The organism is Janthinobacterium sp. GW821-FHT03C08 (genome assembly GCF_059420905.1).
The window spans coordinates 14,052-31,632 of the sequence record NZ_JBWKUP010000021.1 but is presented as its reverse complement, the minus strand read 5'-3'; the positions used below and the strand labels follow the sequence as shown (position 1 = coordinate 31,632).

Sequence of the window (17,581 nt, the reverse complement as noted above, 5' to 3'; positions counted from 1 at the left end):
TCAGGGCAGGACTGCGGCGCAGTCGAGAATTCATTTCTACGCGGCATTGCCGCCACGCCATTTGCCAGCCTCGGCTATGATATCGGCCTTTTGGTAGATCCCCGGCCGCGTACCCCTTGCGCGATGGGCTGGCGACACTGCCTGGCACGGCAAGGATAGGGAATGACGGCAGCAGCAGCGGTATCACAGGCGGACCTGGCACCTCGTCCGCAGTTTGGCTGGATCAATGTATTGAAGGCAGGCGCGGCGCAGCTGATCGTGCTGCACCACCTGGCGTTCTACGGCCCCATGTCCGACTACGTCCAGCCCCTGTGGCCCGAGGTGCTGGACTGGCTGGGCGGCAACGCGCGCATTGCCGTGCAAGTGTTCCTCGTCATCGGCGGCTTCCTCGCCGCCAAGTCCCTCTCGCCTGCCGCCCGCCCCGGCATGGCTTATCCCGCGCAAGCGATCTGGCGCCGCTATGCCAAGCTGGCGCCGCCGTTCCTGGCAGCCACCCTGCTCGCCGCCGTGCTGACGCCCGTGGCGGGCATCTGGATGCTGCACGATTCCATGTCGGCCGCCGTCACCCTGGGCCAGCTGAGCGCCCATGCCCTGCTGCTGCATGGCGTGCTGGGCTATGAATCGCTGTCGGCCGGCGCCTGGTACGTGGCCATCGATTTCCAGCTGTATATGCTGACCGTGCTGCTGCTATGGCTGGGTGGCATGCTGGCGGGCCGGCGGGCGCTGCCCTGGCTGATGCCGCTGGCGGTTAGCGCCGGCATCACCTTTTCCCTGCTGTATTTCAACCTGGATGCGGATTGGGACAACTGGGCGCCGTACTTCTTTGGCAGCTATGGTCTGGGCATGCTGGCCTGGTGGGCCGGCGATCCAGCCCGCAAGCCCGGCGCCATCACTGCGCTGATGTGCATGATGGCGGTGCCCGTCCTGCTGGGGCTGGCCATCGACTACCGCAGCCGCATTGCCCTGGCGCTGGTCGTCGCCTGCGCCCTGATCCTGTTCGGCCGCGCCCGCACGCCTTCCCAAGGCCGCGCGTGGAACATCGTCAACACTCTGGGCCGCATTTCGTACGCCATCTTCCTCGTGCACTTTCCCGTCAGCCTGCTGGTGAATGCGCTGTTCACCGCCTACGTGCCGCTCGAACCGGCCTGGCAGGCGCTGGGCATGCTGACGGCCTGGAGCGCCAGCCTGCTGGCCGGGGCCGCGTTTTACCGCTGGGTGGAGGTGCCGCTGGGGCGGGTCGTGCCGCTGGCCGTGGCGCACTTGCGCATGCGCCCCGTACTGGGCTGAGCGCGGGGCCTGGCCCGAGGCGTCGCCGGCGGCCGGCGTGTTGCCTGACGGCACATAAAAAGTGATCAAGATGCTATGCTATCGGGATTGACAACAGTCAAGCTCCGTTCAATCACGCCCGTATCTAAAAATGATCATAAGAAGCCACGCCTCATACCGCCGTCCCTTGCGCATCGCCGGCCTGGTGCTCTCTCTTTTGCTGTTGCTGGCGCTGGGCTATTTCCAGGCCCCGACGCTGGCATTCGATTTCGCCGGCATCTATGTCATCGCCTTGATCGCGGCCTTGCCGGCCGTTGCGCTGGCGGGCCGCAAGGAGTTCACCGCCGCCTACGTGGTCCTGGCCGCGCTCTTTGGCGCCATTGTTTTCCTCACCAGCGCGCCATTGCTGCACGCGAACGCGTACTACAAGATGCTGGGGGCGGAAGCGCCGGCGAATTTCCACGATGCATTGCCGCCCATTGATATCGAACAAGCGCCGCTCGTGTCGCAGGACATGGCCTTGCAGGCCATGCAAAAGCGCCTGTCGGAAATCGCCTCGCTCGGTTCCCAGGTGGCCGTCGGCACGCCGGTGAAGCAGCTGGTCAATGGCAAGCTCGTCTGGGTGGCCTTCCTCGAGCACAGCGGCTTCTTCAAATGGTTCGCGGATGGCGCCACGCCCGGCTATCTGGTGGTGTCGGCGCATGATCCGGCCGATGTGCGGCTGGTCATGGAGCTCGAGGGCAAGCCCCTGAAGATGCGCTATCTGCAGTCCGGCTATTTCGGCGACTACGTGGAGCGGCACGCTTATCTGTCGGGCAACACCAGGGTCGGCCTGACGGATTTCGAGCCGGAAATTGATGACAGCGGCGTGCCGTACTACGTCGGCACGGTGTACGAGCACAAGGTGGGCTTCTCGGGCAGCGAGTCGAGCGGCATCATCACCGTCAATGCCGTCACGGGCGAAGTGCGGCGCTACAAGATGGGTGCAGAACCGGCCTGGGTGGACCGCATCCAGGCCGAGGAATTCATTCTCGAGCAAATGCAGGACCGCGGCGAATACGTGCACGGCTTTATCAACCTGAACAATGAAGGGCGCCTGCGCGTGGACGGCATGCTCGACCTGGTCTACGGTTCCGACCAGCGTCCGTACTGGGTGGGCGGCATGACGTCGAAAGGCAAGAACAACGGCTTGTCCGGCTTTTACTTTGTCGATTCCCGCACCAAGGCCGTGCGCTGGTTCAAGGTGCCGTCCGTGTCGCAGGCCACCGCGGCCCATGCGGTGGAAAATGTGAATCCCGAAAAGCACTACAAGGCAACCAATCCGCTGCCCTTCCTCGTCAATGGCGCGCCCACCTATGTGATGGCGCTGCGCGACGTGCAGGGCGTTTCGCGCGCCTTCGGCATGGTCGACATGCGCAACAACCAGGTCATCGGCGTGGCCGACACGCTGAACGCCACCTTGCGCAGCTATCAGTCGAAACGCTCGAGCAACCGCGTGGCGGCCGACATCGGCACCGAAGCACGCGAGGTGGCGCTCAAGGGCACGGTCGTGCGCATCGCCGCCGAATTCAGGAACAGCCAGACCATGTATTACATCACCATCGCCGCGGGCGACAAGACGCTAGGCACCATCTTCACGGGCAGTTCGGACCTGTCCGAAGAGCTGGTGCTGACCCGGCCCGGCGACACGGTCGAGCTGAGCTACGCCGACAGCGACACGCGCGTGGTGGGCATGAGCAGATTCCATAACGCCGATATTCCCGGCAGGGAGTAAGCGTGCACGGCCTTTGCCAGCGGGAGTTGGCAAAGGCCCCAATGCGGCCGCAAAACAAAAAAGCCAACCGCGAACGGTTGGCTTCTCTGAAGTATTTGGTAGGCCGTGCGGGATTCGAACCTGCGACCAACGGATTAAAAGTCCGCTGCTCTACCAGCTGAGCTAACGACCCAAAAACTTTTTACAACAACTTCGGTAACACTGTGCCGTAAAAAAATGCTTGCTATAACAACTCGCAAGCAGATCAGTACTGCGTATTCGTGGTAGGCCGTGCGGGATTCGAACCTGCGACCAACGGATTAAAAGTCCGCTGCTCTACCAGCTGAGCTAACGACCCGAAGAAGAAAGATTATAGGGGGTGCCCGGGATTCTGTCAAACCTAACGGGCAACTTTTTCCCCGCTTTTACTTTTTGCCGGCCCGTTCCTTGGCCGTCTGGGCGGCGCTGGAGTCCGGATAGCGCGAGATCAGGGCGTTCAGGGTCTTGGTGGTGTTGGCCTTGTCCTTCATCTCCGTGTAGCAGCTGGCGATGTTGAGCATGGCGTCGGCCGCCTTCGGGCTGTCCGGGTAGTTCTTCACGACGGCTTGCTGGGCGCTGATGGCGCTCTTGCAGTCGCGCTGGGCGTAATACGCGTTGCCGAGCCAGTATTGCGCATTGGCCGCGTAGGCCGACTCCGGATAGCGCTTGACGAAGGCGTCCAGCGCCGTGGCGGCGCCCTTGTAGTCGCCCGACTTGAACAGGGCCAGCGCCGCTTCGTACGAGCTTTGCTCGGACACGCCGACGGCCGCTTCCTGGCCGTCGATGGTGACCTGGCGCGGTTCGAGCTTGCGCAGGCGCGCGTCGAGGTCGGTGTAGAAATCCTTCTGGCGCTTTTGCGCATTCGCCAGGTCATTGCCCAGCACTTCGATCTGGCCCCGCAGGCGGGCGATCTCCTGCATGGTCTGGTCGTGCTGGTTGAGCAGGCTCAAGGTGCTCGTCTTGTCCGCCTTGGTGTCGATGCGGCTGTTCATGTCGCGTGCCAGTGCGTCGACTTTCGAGCGCAGCTCCAGGATGGCCTTGCGTGCTTCGTCGTCGTCGAACAGGGCTGCGTTGGCATGCAGGGGCAGGGTGGCAAAAGCGGCCAGCAGGGCGGCGGCGACGCCGGCTTTCGAGAATGTCATCATGGGTCGGGCTTTCAAAAGTTACGCATACATGCAAACGGGGCGCCGGGCGGTGAACCACCGCGCTGCGCCCCATTATTATGCCTATGACTGGCCAGTTAGGTAAGCGTCTATCTTGCTGCGCCTACCGCTGTACATCAATAAACGATGTCAGCGCGGCGGTTTTCTGCCCATGCTGCTTCGTTGTTGCCTTGAGCCTTAGGCTTTTCCTTGCCGAAGGACACAGCTTCCATCTGGCTGTCGGACACGCCCAGGGCGGCCATCGACTTGCGCACGGCTTCGGCACGTTTCTGGCCCAGGGCCAGGTTGTACTCGGCGCCGCCGCGATCATCGGTGTTGCCTTGGATGATGACTTTGCGCGACGGGGTCTTCACCAGGTAAGCGGCGTGGTTTTGCACCACTGGCGTTTCCGATTCACGCACGACGTATTTGTCGAAATCGAAGTACACGCTGCGGTTGGCCAGCACGCCTTTTGGATCGTTCAGCGGATCGACGACTTCAGCGACGACGGTGTTGACTTCGCGCGTGTCGGCTGCTGGAGGCGCGGTTTTTTCAGGAGCGCGCTCGACGACTGGGGTTTCTGCCAGTTTGACAGGGGTGCTGCAAGCCGACAACAGGGCTGCAGTAGCTGCGATGAAAGCTAAACTTTTAAAGTTACTCATTTTTATTCTCCGGGTCGTGGTTAAGGTAAAACGTACTGCATTACTTCATGAAAGGACCCCAGGTGGGCTCCTTGATATTGCCAGCTTGCGTGGTCAGACGCTGCTTGACGCGGCCATCCACCGAAACCACCGCCAACGACTTGCGTCGTCCGGATTCGGTCGCGTACATGATATATTTCCCGTTGGGCGAAAAGCTCGGTGATTCGTCGTTGGCGGTGTCCGACAGGCGCAGGTCCTGGCCACTAGCCAGGTCAAGCGCGTAGAGCTGGAAATTGCCGTCGCGACGGGAAATATAAGCGAGTGTCTTCCCGTCGGGTGAAATCCGCGGGCTGGTGTTGTAGGAGCCGCCAAACGTCACGCGCTTGGCTTCGCCGCCGTTGAGTGGCATGCGGTAGATTTGTGGTCCGCCGCTGCGGTCGCTGGTGAAGTAAATGCTCTGGCCATCGGCCGAGAATTGCGGTTCCGTATCGATGCCGCTGCTGGTGGACAGGCGGCGCAGGCCGCTGCCATCGGCGTTCATGATGTAGACCTGGGTATGGCCGTCGCGCGACAGGGCCACGGCCAGGCGCGTGCCGTCCGGGCTCCAGCTGGGCGCCGAGTTGCTGCCTTTTTCGTTCGACACGATGGTGCGCTGGCGCGTCACCAGGTTTTGCACGTAGACGATGGGCTTGCGTTTTTCAAACGACACATAGGCCACCTTGGTGCCGTCCGGCGACCAGGCGGGCGAAATGATCGGCTCGTGCGAACGCAGGGCGACCTGGATGCCTTCGCCATCGGCGTCGGCCACTTCCAGGCGGTATTCGCGCCCCGATTGCGTGACGTAGGCGATGCGCGTGGAAAACGCGCCCTTGGTGCCCGTCAGCTTTTCATAGATGTCATCGGCGATCTTGTGCGCCAGCAGGCGGTTGAACTGCGGCGCGGCCGCATTGTTCATGCTCGACAGCTGCGTACCCTTGATGGTGTCGAACAGCTTGTAGCGCACGTCCAGGCGGCCGTCGGCCATGGTCTGCACGCTGCCGGCGGCCAGCGCGTCGGCGCCGCGCGCTTTCCACTGGTCGTAGCTGACGGGCGCCGTTTCCGCGATGGCCGTATCGGCATCGATCAGCTTGAAGACGCCGCTGCGCGTCAAATCGGCCTTGATGATGGACGACAGCGGCTGCGGCGCCGCCGACTCATTGACGAAATTGGCGATGGCGACAGGGATCTGGTTGCTGCCGATACCGGTAATTTCCACGCGCAGCTGCGCCTGGGCGCTGGTGGCGCCGAGCAGCAAGCCGGCGCAGAGCACGACATAGCTCATTTTTTTCATGGTCATCATTTAGGCAAATCCTTCATCTCGAATATGAGTTCAATCTCGCGTTCCACGGTGCCGTCTTTTTTCTTCGGCAGTGGCGACGATTTATTAATGGCGTTTTCCACCGCGCTGTCATACGCCGGCAGTCCGCTACTTTTTATCTTTCGGACCGAAATAATTTCCCCAGTTGGCAATTGCTCGATCTTGAACACGGCGCGCGGGTTGCCCGGCACGTCCGTGCTGCCGCTGTACGCGAGGTTGCCCTTGATCTTGCTCGTCAGGGCAGCGACATAGCCGCTGTCCTTGCGGGGCGCGGTCGCTTTCGCGGCCGTGCCCGTCGTGCCCGTGCCGACGGCGCCCGTGATGCGGCTCATCTCGGCGGCGCGTGCCTTGTCGGCGGCTTTTTTCTCTTCCGCCGCTTTTTTCGCCTTGGCGGCTTTTTCCGCCGCCGCTTTCTTGTCCGCCAGTTCCTTCTCGGCTTTTTCTTGCGCTTTTTCTTTCTCTTTTTCGAGCTTGGCTTTTTCTAGCTTGTCAGCCTTCTCTTTTTCCAGCTTCTCGGCCTTTTCTTTCTCTTTCTGCTTCTGTTTCTCCAGTTCGCGCTTTTCTTCCTCGCGTTCCTTCTTCTGTTCCTGCTTGCGGCGTTCTTCCGCTGCCGCTTTCTCTTTTTCTTCCTTCAGCTTGGCCTTCTTGCGTTCGAGGGCGATTTCCGCCTCGCGCAGGTCGACCTTCGGCTCGGGCGCGGCCACGGGCGGCGGTGGCGGCGGGGCGGGCTGCTCCACTTCCGGCTCCGGCGGCGGGGCCGGCGTCGGTTCCGGCTCGGTAGTCACTTCGGGCGCCGGCGCGGCCGTCTGCACCTGCATGTCCCACACTTCCGCTTCCACGGCGACCGGCTCCGTGCTTTGCCAGTGTACGCCTACCCACAGGAAAAACAGCAGGCCAAGGTGCATCGCCAGCGCCAGGCCCAGCGAGGGCCAGCGGCTGCGTTCGCGCGGCACGCTGTAGGGCTTGCCGAGTACATGGTCGATTGGTTTGGTCTGCAAAGTCTAGTCTATCTAAAAACGGTCAAGTCCGGATATACGGTGGTGCGCCTACTTGGTGGCCAGGCCGACGCGGGTAATGCCCATCTTCTTCGCTTCCGAAATGAGCTGGATCACGTCGTCGTACTTGCTGTCCTTGTCGCCCGCGATCATCACGGGATACTCGGGATTGCTTTCGTGCAAGCCGCGCAGCTTGCGCAGCAGGGCGTCGCGGTTCGGTTCCGTTTCCGGCGCCAGCTGGTCCTTGCCGATCAGGCCGATCGACAGCGAACCATTTGGCTTCAGCACGATCTGGATATAGTCATCGGGCGGTTTCGCCGTCTTTTCCGCGTTGGGCAGGTTCACCACGCTGGGATTGTTCGACGACGGCATCACCATGAAAATGATCAAGAGCACCAGCATCACGTCGATGTACGGCACGACGTTGATTTCCGACTTGAACTTGCGGCCGCGGCCGCCGCGCATGCCGCCGCTATTGAATGAGGAACCCATGGGCAGTGCTCCCCCTTAGCGCGACTGGCGCTGCAAGATGTTGGAGAATTCCTCGACGAAGCTTTCGAAGCGGATCGCCAGGCGGTCGATGTCGTGCGAGAAACGGTTGTAGGCGACGACGGCGGGAATCGCCGCGAACAGGCCGATGGCGGTGGCGATCAGCGCTTCGGCAATGCCGGGCGCGACGGCGGCCAGGGTGGCTTGCTGCACGTTGGCCAGGCCGCGGAAGGCGTTCATGATGCCCCATACCGTGCCCAGCAGGCCGATGTACGGCGAGACGGAGCCGACGGAGGCGAGGAAGGCCAGGTGCGATTCGAGCGCATCCATTTCGCGCTGGAAGGCGGCGCGCATGGCGCGGCGGGCACCGTCGAGCACGGCGCCGACGTCCAGCGCGTCGCGCGAACCGTAGGACGCCTTGCCCTTGATGAATTCGCCCATGCCGGCGTCAAAGATGCGGGCCAGCGCGCCGCTCTGGTCGCGGTTGCCGCTGGCGCTTTGATGCAGCGCATGCAGGTTGCCGCCGGCCCAGAAGCTGCGTTCGAATTCGATGGTCTGCTTGCGCGCCTGGCGCACGGCAAACATCTTGCGGAAAATATAGGTCCAGCTGGTCAGGGAGATCAGCAACAGCAGGGCCATGATCAGTTGCACGATCAGGTGGGCATTGGTGATGAGCGCGAGGAAAGAAAGATCTTGTGTAACGTTCATTGGCTGGCAGTCTGTTGGGTGAATTGTCCGGGGTGGCGGGGTGGGGCTCAGGCGGCGCGCATGCGGGCCGCCACGGCATCGGGCACGGCGCGCGGGCGCATGCTTGAGTCGACGCAGCCGATCTTGACGCGGGCCGTGTTGAGCAGGCTGTCGCCGCACCAGGCTTGTTGCAGGAAAACGATGGAGGCGCGCCCCATCTTTTCTATGCTCAGGGTTAATCTTAACGTGTCATCGAGCCTGGCTGGCGCATGATAGTCGGCGTTGACGCTTTTGACAACGAACATCGCGTCGTGCGTTTGCAGCAATTCCTGCTGGCCCACGTCAATGGCGCGCAGCCATTCGGTGCGTGCGCGCTCGAAGAATTTCAGGTAGTTCGCGTAATAGACGATGCCGCCGGCGTCGGTGTCTTCATAGTAGACACGTACGTTCCAGGTAAAGACTGAAGGCATGTTTATTGCGCCAGTAGTGAGATTGAGCAACATTTTACGCGATTTTTCTTGTTGTGACTTAAGGCGCTTGCTGGAAAGCCATGTAAAAGCAGCATGCAAGTTGCACCGCAGCATTGTAGATCCGGGGTGCGCGATGGCAAGCTTCGTAACATACGCTTACATGCCCTGGCCAGGTTTAAGTTCAGCTTAAGAACGGGCGTCCTCACCCCGGGCATGGACCGTGGCGCGCCCGGGCGGCTGCAGCGCGCGGCGATTATAGCCGCAGCGCTGCATTCCTTGCTCAATTTGGGCACTTAACTTACAATTTGATTTCCATTACGTCTCACGTGACTGGCGAAAAGTCGGAGCGATCCCCACGATGTGGCGGTCGTCTTGCCGGCGAAAGGTGGGCACCCACCGGGAAACGTGAGATTTTTCATCCGCCGTTCGCCTGGGTAGCCACTATGGAAAAGCACGAAGAGGCTGCCTGTCCAATGTTGTTATTCACTTAACGCCGGCTCCCCTCATTCGATCCAACCTGCCAGTACAAGCACCCTCATACTTGGAGTTTTTACATGTTTGCAAAAGATCACACCCTCGCCAACGTCGATCCTGAATTGTTCGCCGTCATCCAGAAAGAAAATACGCGCCAGCACGACCATATCGAACTGATCGCGTCGGAAAACTACACGTCGCCAGCCGTAATGGAAGCGCAAGGCTCGCAGCTGACGAACAAGTATGCCGAAGGCTATCCAGGCAAGCGCTACTACGGCGGCTGCGAATACGTCGACGTGGCCGAGCAACTGGCCATCGACCGCGTGAAACAGCTGTTCGGCGCCGAATGCGCCAACGTGCAGCCGAACTCGGGTTCGCAGGCGAACCAGGGCGTGTTCTTCGCCATGCTGAAACCGGGCGACCTGATCATGGGCATGTCGCTGGCCGAAGGCGGCCACCTGACCCACGGCATGCCGCTGAACATGTCCGGCAAGTGGTTCGACGTCGTCTCGTACGGCTTGACGGCGGAAGAAGACATCGACTACGAAGCCATGGAACGCCTGGCCCGCGAACGCAAGCCCAAGCTGATCATCGCCGGCGCATCGGCCTTCTCGAAAAAGATCGACTTCGAGCGTTTCAGCAAGATCGCCAAGGAAGTGGGCGCCTACTTCATGGTCGACATGGCCCACTACGCGGGCCTGATCGCCGCCGGCCTGTACCCGAACCCGGTGCCGTTCGCCGACTTCGTCACCTCGACCACGCACAAATCGCTGCGCGGCCCGCGCGGCGGCATCATCCTGATGAAGGCCGAACACGAAAAAGCCATCAACTCGGCCATCTTCCCCGGCATCCAGGGCGGCCCGCTGATGCACGTGATCGCCGGCAAGGCCGTCGCCTTCAAGGAAGCGCTGAGCCCTGAATTCGTCGAATACCAGAAGCAAGTGGTCAAGAACGCCGACGTGCTGGCAAAAACCCTGATCAAGCGCGGCCTGCGCATCGTTTCCGGCGGCACGGAATCGCACGTCATGCTGGTCGACCTGCGCGCCAAGAACCTGACGGGCAAGGAAGCCGAAGCCATCCTCGGTTCCGCGCACATCACCTGCAACAAGAACGGCATCCCGAACGACCCGCAAAAACCGTTCGTCACCTCGGGCATCCGCCTGGGCAGCCCGGCCATGACGACGCGCGGCTTCAAGGAAGCGCAAGCGGAAGAAGTGGGCAACCTGATCGCCGACGTGCTGGACAACCCGCATGACGCCGCCACCATCGAGCGCGTGAAAGCGGCCGTGAAAGTGCTGGCCGACGCGCACCCTGTGTACGCAGCATAATTATTTGTCCAGAATGTGTCATACGGAGTAAGATTCTGTATGACACATTCCTTCGTGCCCCAGGGCGCCCGGAGTGATTCGGGCGCCTTTTGCTTAAGGGCGGCGATTTCCCGTAATTATTACTATAAAGTTGTAGCCAGCCCATGAAATGTCCATTCTGCCAGCACGGCGACACCCAGGTTCTCGATACGCGCGTATCGGAGGAAGGGGATGCCATCCGGCGCCGGCGCCGCTGCAGCCAATGCGACAAGCGTTTCACGACCTATGAGCGCATTGAACTTATCATGCCGGCCGTCGTCAAAAAGAATGGCAGCCGGACGGAGTTCGCTGCGGATAAGTTGCGCGGCAGTTTGATGCTGGCCTTGCGCAAGCGTCCCGTCGCGGCCGCCTCCGTGGATACCGCCATCGCCTCCATCCAGGAAAAACTGCTGACGAGCGGTTTGCGTGAAGTCGATTCCGGCTATATCGGCGAACTCGTCATGCAGGAACTCAAGCGCCTGGACAAGATCGCGTATATCCGCTTCGCCTCCGTGTACAAGAATTTCGAAGACCTGGCCGAATTCCAGGATGCGATCGCCGAAGTGGGGCAGGCGCGCAAGCCCTGAGGCTCCCCGCCGTTGCCTGCCGCCAGCGGGACTGATGGAGCGTCCCGCACCACCACGCCAGCGCTCGCCTGGCAAGCCGCCTGATCAATCCCGGCGCGTTTTTTTCCCCGCTTTTTTCTGATTTTCCGCCTTTTCGCCGCGACGTTTGCGCTGCCTCATGCCCGCGTTTCGGCGCGCGCCTATCGTGTAGCTGGGTCGTGCTTTCGCGCGGCGCAATTTGCAGGAGGACGTCATGCACGGCAGTGCGCGTGGATCCATGGATGGCAGTTCCCTCGTCGAGGTGCTGGTGTCGCTGCTGCTACTGGCGCTGGGCTTGCTCGGCGCCAGCATTTTGCAGCTGACCTCCCTGCGCGCGCGCCATGAATCGGCGCTGCTGTCGGCCGCCGCGCAACTGGCCGCCGGCATGGCCGAACGCATGCGCGCCAACAGCGCACTCATGGAAGGTCCCGACGCCGGCAATCCCTACCTGGGCGTGGCCTACGAAGCGGCGCCGGATGGTACCCCAGCGCAGGACGGCGGCGCGCCCGGCTGCTTCGGTGCCGGCGCCTGCGGCGCGGCGCAGCTGGCGCAATTCGATATCGCCGAATGGAAGCAGCAGCTGCATGCGGGCTTGCCCGGCGCCCGCCTGCACATCTGCCGCGACATGGCGGCGTGGAATGCCGCCGCCCAGGGGCCGGACTGGGCTTGCAGCGGCGGCAAGGGGGCGCCCATCGTCATCAAGCTGGGCTGGCGCGGCCGCCAGCCCGACGGCCAGCCCGCCGTGAACGGGGCGGGCGAAGCGCCCCCCAAACTGCTGCTGCAGCTGGGCGGAGGCGGTCCATGAACGGCATGCGGGGCGCGGGAGCCAGCTGGCGTCGGGGCATGGGCCTGGTTGAATTGCTGGTGGCCATGGCGGTTGGCGCCTTGCTGCTGCTCGCCGCCAGCGCCGTGCTGCTGGCGGCGAGCAGCAGTTATGCGGAGCAGTCGGCCGGCGCGCGCCTGGACGACAACGGCCGCTATGCGCTCGACGCCATCGCCCGCGCCGTGCGCCAGACGGCGTACGTTAACTGGGACGGCGATGCCGCGCCGCTGTTTCACGCCAGCGAAGACAGCGCCAATATCGCCGGGCTCGACGCGCATGGCCTGGGCAAGAACAGCGAGGGTATCGGCCAGGCCTTGCCCGACGTCATGCATGGCAGCGACGTGCTGGCCTTGCGCTACGACGGTGCCGGCGCGGACGAGGGCGGCGACGGTTCCGTCCTCAATTGCGCCGGCTTCGGCGTGGGCGCCGCGCACACCGAGGCGCAGCGGGGCTGGAGCATTTTCTACGTGGCGCAGGGCGCCGATGGCGAGGGCGAATTGCGCTGCAAATACCGTGGCGCGAACGGCTGGGGAGCGGATGCCATCATCCGCGGCGTCGACGGCTTCCAGGTGCTGTATGGCCTCGATACGGATACGCCGCCCGATGGCGTGGCCAACCTGTACGTCAATGCCAGCTTGCTCGATGCCGCCGACGCGGCGCTGCTGCTGGTGGGCGAGACGGCGGCCGAACGGCAGCGCGACTTTCACCGCCGCACGCACTGGAAGCGCATCGCCGGCGTGCGCGTGGCGCTGCTGCTGCATGGAGAGGCGGGCGCGGCGGGCAAATCCGATGACCTGGGACCGGCGCAGTTCGACCTGTTCGGCAAGGCGTATGTCGAGGCGCAGGGCGCCGGCGACCCGGGCGCGCGCGTGCTGCGGACGGCTTTTCCGCCCGCCCTGCAGGGACGACGGCGGCAGATCGTGCAAACGAGCATCATGCTGCGCAACGGGCCGGACTAGGCGATGCCTGCCCCTGTCCGCCGACGGGCCGCGTCCGTGCGCATGTGTGGCGCGACCCTCGTGTACGTGCTGTGCCTGCTGGTCGTGATCCTGCTGCTGGGCGTGTCGGCGGCGCAGATGGCCTTGCAGGCAGAGAAGGCGGCGCGCGGCGCGCGTGACCGGCATGTCGCCTTCCAGGCGGCGGAGGAGGCGTTGATGGATGCGCAGAACGATATCGAAGGCTTGCCCGGCGCGCCCGGACGCAGCGGCCTGTTCGCGCCGGGCAGTGCGGCGGGCTTCGCGCAGGCTTGCGGCCAGGGAAATGAGCTGGGCTTGTGCCTGCCCGCAGCCAAGGGCGCGCCGGCCCTGTGGCTGGCCATGGAGCTGGATGCGGCCGAATCGGCCGGCGGCGCCAGCCGCTCGGTGCCGTATGGCCAGTTTACGGGCGCGGCCATGCAGACGGGGCAGGGCTTGCTGCCCGCGCGCCGGCCCCGCTACATCATCGAGTTGCTGCCATTTCATGCGCCGGGCGAAGAGGCGGGGCCGGCGGCCGGCAGCCTCGCCACGGAAAACTATGTGTACCGCATCACGGCCATCGGGTTCGGCGCGCAGGACGGCACGCAGGTGGTGCTGCAAAGCTACTACCGCAAGCAGACGGCCGGGGCGGTGCCATGAAGATGCCGCGCTCCGGCGTGCGGCGCGCCGGCCGGGCCTGGCTGGTGTTGCCGCTGTTGTGCCTGGGCTGCCTGGCCGGCCGCGCGCTGCCGGCCGCCACGCCGACCGTGGCCCTGGAGCGTGCCGACGTGGGCCTGCGCGGCGCGCGCGTCCCGCCGAACCTGCTGCTCAACCTGTCGCTCACGCATGCGGCGGCCGCGGCGGCCCATGGCGGCGACTATGCGCCGCAGCGCGAGTACGCGGGCTACTTTCATGCGCGCATGTGCTACAGCTATCCGTATCTCGGCAAGGGCGGCGCCCTGCAGCCCGACTTGCGCGTAGCGACCGCTTACTTCTCCGTGCTGAAGCAGGCAGACGCGCTGCATGGCTGTGGCGGGGATAGTTTTAGCGGCAACTTTCTCAACTGGGCCAGCACCAGCATGCTCGACCTCGTCCGCTATGCCTTGACGGGCGGCGACCGTGTCATCGACGAAGTGCGCAGGACGGTGCTGCAGCGCGCCTATCTGCCCGATGGCGGCGCCGGGCCCGATTTCTTCGCCCATCCCGTGTTCTTCCCGCGCAAGGTGCTGCGCGAGGGCGTCGCGGCCGCAACGCCATTTGCGCTGGGGCAATTGTCCATCGTTTCCTGCCGTAACCGCCTGCTGTTCGGCGATGGCAGCTTGCCCGCGGGCGGCAGCTGCGACGCTCCCGGCGCCGCCGGCGCGCACGGCGTGTTCCTGGCGCGCGTGCGGGTATGCGATGGGGACGAGGGACCGCTGCGCGACGACTTGTGCCTGGCGTATGGCAAGAACTACAAGCCGGTGGGCGCCATCCAGCGCCATGGCGGCAGGGTGCGCGTGGGCGTGTTCGGCCACCTGAACGGCAAGCCGGCCGGCACGGCTCAGGCGTATGGCGGCGTGCTGCGCGCCCCGTTGCACCACGCGGGAGCGCAGCGCTGGATGGCACCCGATTTTGTGCCGCAAGACAATGCCGACGCCGAGTGGAATCCCGTCAATGGCGTGTATGCGGCGCATGGCGGCGGGGTGACCGCTTACATCAATGGCCTGGGGCGCAGCAATGCCGGGCGTCCCGGCGCCTATGCGGGAGCGGCGCCGCTGGCCGAACTGCTGTACGAATCGCTGCGCTACCTGCAGGGACGGCAGGCCAGTCCCGTGGTGCCGCCGGCGACGTCCCCGCCTGCCATGGACGAGGGCTTGCCGGTCGCCACCCTGTGGAGCGATCCGCAGGCGGCCAGCTGCCAGCGCCAGGTCGTCGTCAGCCTCGGCGATGCGGGCCTGGCGGGCGACCGCTACGTGCCCGGCAACGTGCCCGTCCACCCCGCGCCTGGCGGCGGCAACGACCGTGCGCGCGCCGTGGATGGGTTTGCGCCGCCGCCGCTGGACGCGATGGCCTGGACGCGCGCCGTGGGCAAGCTGGAAAGCGACGGCGGCCAGGGCAATCCCGCACCGCTTCCCGCCCTGGCCGGACTGGAACTGCTGGCCGAAGCCACGGGCAGCGCCAGCTACCATGCGGCCGGCCTGGCGTACTGGTCGCACGTGCAGGTCCTGCGTCCCGGCAGGAGCGCCGGTGCGCCGATGGTCGACCACTATGCGGGCGACTTGCGCCAGGGCGATCCGGCGGCCGCGCCGGACGTCACGCCCTTGCTGCTGACGGCCAAGTATGGCGGTTTCCAGGATGCCAACGGCGACGCCAATCCCTTCCGGAGCACCACCGGCAGCGCGCTGGCGGAATGGAGCATGGACGGGCGCCGGCCCGCCCATTACTTGCCCGGCAGCGATCCGCCCGCCCTCGTCGCGGGCTTGCGCGCCGCCTTCGCGGCGGCGGACCAGGGCACGGACGCGCTGACGCTGCCCGGTCCTGCGCTGGCAGCGCTGGCCAACGGTACGGAAGAGGCATACTGGTTTCACACGCAGCTGCGCCTGGCCGACGGCGGCATGAGCCTGTCGCGCAGCGGGCTGGCCGTCGGCGGCGATGGCGGCCTGGCCAGCGGCAAGATGTGGTGGCAAACGGGGGAAGTGGCGGCAACGGCGCCCGCGGCCCTGCGTCCCGTGTACACGCCCGGCACCGGGGGCGCCCTGATGCCGCTGGCGTGGCAAGCCCTGTCGACGGCGCAGCGGGTAGCGTTCGACGGCGGCGATGGCCAGGGCGAGCGGCGGCTGGCGTATCTGCTGGGCAAGCGGACGGACGAAGCGGGCCAGCCGGGCGGCGTCCTGCGGCGCCGTTCGGGCAGCCTGGGCGCGGCGCCGCATGGCAACCTTGTCTACGTCGGCGCACCCGCGCCAGGCATGCCCGGTGCCGGCTATGGCGCGCACCGCAAGGCCCTGCAACAGCGGCGAAAAATGCTGTACCTGGGCGCCAATGACGGCTTGCTGCATGCCTTCGATGCGCGCACGGGGAGCGAACTGTTTGCCTATCTGCCGCAAGCCCTGCTGCGCGCCGCGGCGGCGGCTGCAAGCACTCACTACAGCCCCGGACCGTTGCTGGACGGGGCCGTCGCCACGGCGGAAGTCCTGGCCGCGGGGCGCTGGAAGACGGTGCTGGCATCCGGCATGGGCGGCGGGGCGCAGGGCGTGTTTGCGCTCGACATCACCGACCCGGCCCGCTTTGCGCAGGACGGGGCATTGTGGGAATTTACGGACCGCGACGACAAGCTCATGGGCAACGTGCGCGCGCCGCCCGGCTTTGCCCGCATCAATATGGGCGGCAAGGATGGCGCCGTGGCCTATCGCGACTTTGCCGTGGTCAGCAGCGGCTACAACAACTACGCTGACGATGGCAAGGAAACGACGGCACCCGCATCGGCCGCCGCCATTTTCCTGCTGGCGCTGGACAAGCCGCCCGGGGCACCCTGGCTGCTGGGCAGCAATTATTTCCGCCTGAAAGTGCCCGTGGCCGGCGGTGGCGCAGGCGATGGCGGCCATGGCGTCGATACCGATGCCGCGCCGCTTGCCCAGGCGCTGGGGCCGCCCGCGCTGGTGCCGGGAACGGATGGCGCGCTGGCCTGGCTGTATGCGGGCGACTTGCAGGGCAATCTCTGGCGCTTCGAGATGGCTGGCGGTCCGCCGTGGAAGGATGGCGTGGGACGCAAGCTGGTTTTCGTCGCGCGCGACGGGCAGGGACGGCGCCAGCCCGTCACGCAGCAGGTCAAGGTGGCTTACGCGCGGGGCGGCGGTTATCTGCTGCTGTTCGGCACGGGCAAGCTGGTCGAGGCGGCCGATGCCTGGCCCGGCGCCTTCCTGTCGCAGGCGTTTTATGCCGTGCATGACGATGGGCAGGAAGGGTCGCCCACGCTGGGCCGGGCCGACCTGGAGCCGCGCCGGCTGGATGCGGCGGACGGGGGCGTGCGCGTCGATGGCGCCGAGGTGCGCTACACGGGCAGTGGGGCCGTGCGCGGCTGGTATGTCGATTTCCTTGATGTGGCGCAAACGGGCGAACGCAGCATCACCAGCCCCGTGCTGGCGGCGGGACGGGTGATCTTCAATACCGTCCTGCCGGGGCGCGATGCCTGCGCCAGGCCGGCCACGCGCCTGTATGCGCTCGACGTGCTGAGCGGCTTTGCCGCCGACGGTGGCGGCCTCGTGCAGGCTGGAGCCGTGACGGGGCGCTTGCTCGATGGCCTGGCGCGGGCGCCGCCCCAGGTACTGGAATTGGGCAGCAGCGTGGGTGCCGTCGCGCCGACGGGCCGCGCCGGGGAGCGCAAGACGCTGGCCGTAGTGCAGCCCGACCTGCCTGGCACGGCGGGCGGGCCGCTGCCCGGCTTCAAGCTCGTCAGTGCGCCGCTGCCCGCCCGGCGTCTCAGCTGGCGGGAAGTGGCGAACTGGCGCGAACTGCATGAGGCGGCGAAGAAGAAGGCGCCGTGAGCCGCCGCGGCTGGATAAGGA

15 protein-coding genes, 2 tRNA genes and 1 riboswitch are annotated in these 17,581 nt (G+C 65.0%); of the genes, 8 read left to right on the top strand and 9 right to left on the bottom strand.

The window, feature by feature from the left end; translation table 11 throughout:
- The first annotated feature begins 162 nt into the window (after nt 1-162).
- The gene (locus AC07VL_RS24590; RefSeq protein ID WP_494808155.1) at nt 163-1,287 is read left to right on the top strand and encodes an acyltransferase family protein; all 1,125 of its coding nucleotides are present in this window, start codon (nt 163-165) and stop codon (nt 1,285-1,287) included.
- A 130-nt stretch (nt 1,288-1,417) separates the two neighbouring features.
- A complete protein-coding gene (locus AC07VL_RS24585; protein ID WP_494808154.1) occupies nt 1,418-3,040 on the top strand; it encodes a hypothetical protein in 1,623 nt (540 codons plus the stop codon).
- Nucleotides 3,041-3,136: 96 nt separating this feature from the next.
- Here the strand turns inward: AC07VL_RS24585 and AC07VL_RS24580 are convergent.
- The 9 genes from AC07VL_RS24580 to ybgC all read right to left on the bottom strand — a co-directional run bounded on the left by AC07VL_RS24580 (nt 3,137) and on the right by ybgC (nt 8,839).
- A tRNA-Lys gene (locus tag AC07VL_RS24580) sits at nt 3,137-3,212 on the bottom strand.
- An 89-nt stretch (nt 3,213-3,301) separates the two neighbouring features.
- A tRNA-Lys gene (locus tag AC07VL_RS24575) sits at nt 3,302-3,377 on the bottom strand.
- A 67-nt stretch (nt 3,378-3,444) separates the two neighbouring features.
- Nucleotides 3,445-4,203 (bottom strand): tol-pal system protein YbgF, encoded by a 759-nt coding sequence (gene ybgF, locus AC07VL_RS24570; RefSeq protein WP_494808153.1) that lies wholly within the window; start codon nt 4,201-4,203, stop codon nt 3,445-3,447.
- Between the two features lie 134 nt (nt 4,204-4,337).
- A complete protein-coding gene (pal, locus tag AC07VL_RS24565; protein WP_494808152.1) occupies nt 4,338-4,862 on the bottom strand; it encodes a peptidoglycan-associated lipoprotein Pal in 525 nt (174 codons plus the stop codon).
- A 40-nt stretch (nt 4,863-4,902) separates the two neighbouring features.
- On the bottom strand, nt 4,903-6,171 hold the full coding sequence (gene tolB, locus AC07VL_RS24560) for a Tol-Pal system beta propeller repeat protein TolB (protein WP_494808215.1): 1,269 nt from the start codon (nt 6,169-6,171) through the stop codon (nt 4,903-4,905).
- 5 nt (nt 6,172-6,176) lie between these two features.
- On the bottom strand, nt 6,177-7,196 hold the full coding sequence (tolA, locus tag AC07VL_RS24555) for a cell envelope integrity protein TolA (protein ID WP_494808151.1): 1,020 nt from the start codon (nt 7,194-7,196) through the stop codon (nt 6,177-6,179).
- Nucleotides 7,197-7,244: 48 nt separating this feature from the next.
- Nucleotides 7,245-7,685 (bottom strand): ExbD/TolR family protein, encoded by a 441-nt coding sequence (locus AC07VL_RS24550; protein ID WP_290600257.1) that lies wholly within the window; start codon nt 7,683-7,685, stop codon nt 7,245-7,247.
- Between the two features lie 15 nt (nt 7,686-7,700).
- A complete protein-coding gene (tolQ, locus tag AC07VL_RS24545) occupies nt 7,701-8,390 on the bottom strand; it encodes a protein TolQ (RefSeq protein ID WP_494808150.1) in 690 nt (229 codons plus the stop codon).
- A 47-nt stretch (nt 8,391-8,437) separates the two neighbouring features.
- Nucleotides 8,438-8,839, bottom strand: a complete 402-nt coding sequence (gene ybgC, locus AC07VL_RS24540; RefSeq protein ID WP_494808149.1) for a tol-pal system-associated acyl-CoA thioesterase — start codon at nt 8,837-8,839, stop codon at nt 8,438-8,440.
- Nucleotides 8,840-9,155: 316 nt separating this feature from the next.
- Nucleotides 9,156-9,282, top strand: a riboswitch (ZMP/ZTP riboswitch).
- Between the two features lie 111 nt (nt 9,283-9,393).
- Here ybgC and glyA point away from each other — a divergent pair.
- From glyA to AC07VL_RS24510, 6 genes are all read left to right on the top strand, one after another.
- Nucleotides 9,394-10,641, top strand: coding sequence for a serine hydroxymethyltransferase (glyA, locus tag AC07VL_RS24535; RefSeq protein WP_290600260.1), 1,248 nt, complete (start codon nt 9,394-9,396; stop codon nt 10,639-10,641).
- 143 nt (nt 10,642-10,784) lie between these two features.
- Nucleotides 10,785-11,246 carry a transcriptional regulator NrdR gene (nrdR, locus tag AC07VL_RS24530; protein ID WP_494808148.1) on the top strand — a complete coding sequence of 154 codons (462 nt, stop codon included), beginning with the start codon at nt 10,785-10,787 and terminating at the stop codon, nt 11,244-11,246.
- 256 nt (nt 11,247-11,502) lie between these two features.
- A complete protein-coding gene (gene pilV / locus AC07VL_RS24525; protein ID WP_494808147.1) occupies nt 11,503-12,069 on the top strand; it encodes a type IV pilus modification protein PilV in 567 nt (188 codons plus the stop codon).
- Nucleotides 12,066-13,046 (top strand): PilW family protein, encoded by a 981-nt coding sequence (locus tag AC07VL_RS24520; RefSeq protein WP_494808146.1) that lies wholly within the window; start codon nt 12,066-12,068, stop codon nt 13,044-13,046. Before pilV ends, AC07VL_RS24520 begins: the two co-directional genes overlap by 4 nt.
- Before the next feature lie 3 nt (nt 13,047-13,049).
- Nucleotides 13,050-13,700: a pilus assembly PilX family protein gene (locus AC07VL_RS24515; RefSeq protein ID WP_494808145.1), complete on the top strand. Its 651-nt coding sequence runs from the start codon at nt 13,050-13,052 to the stop codon at nt 13,698-13,700.
- Nucleotides 13,697-17,560, top strand: coding sequence for a pilus assembly protein (locus AC07VL_RS24510; protein ID WP_494808144.1), 3,864 nt, complete (start codon nt 13,697-13,699; stop codon nt 17,558-17,560). Before AC07VL_RS24515 ends, AC07VL_RS24510 begins: the two co-directional genes overlap by 4 nt.
- Nucleotides 17,561-17,581 lie beyond the last annotated feature (21 nt).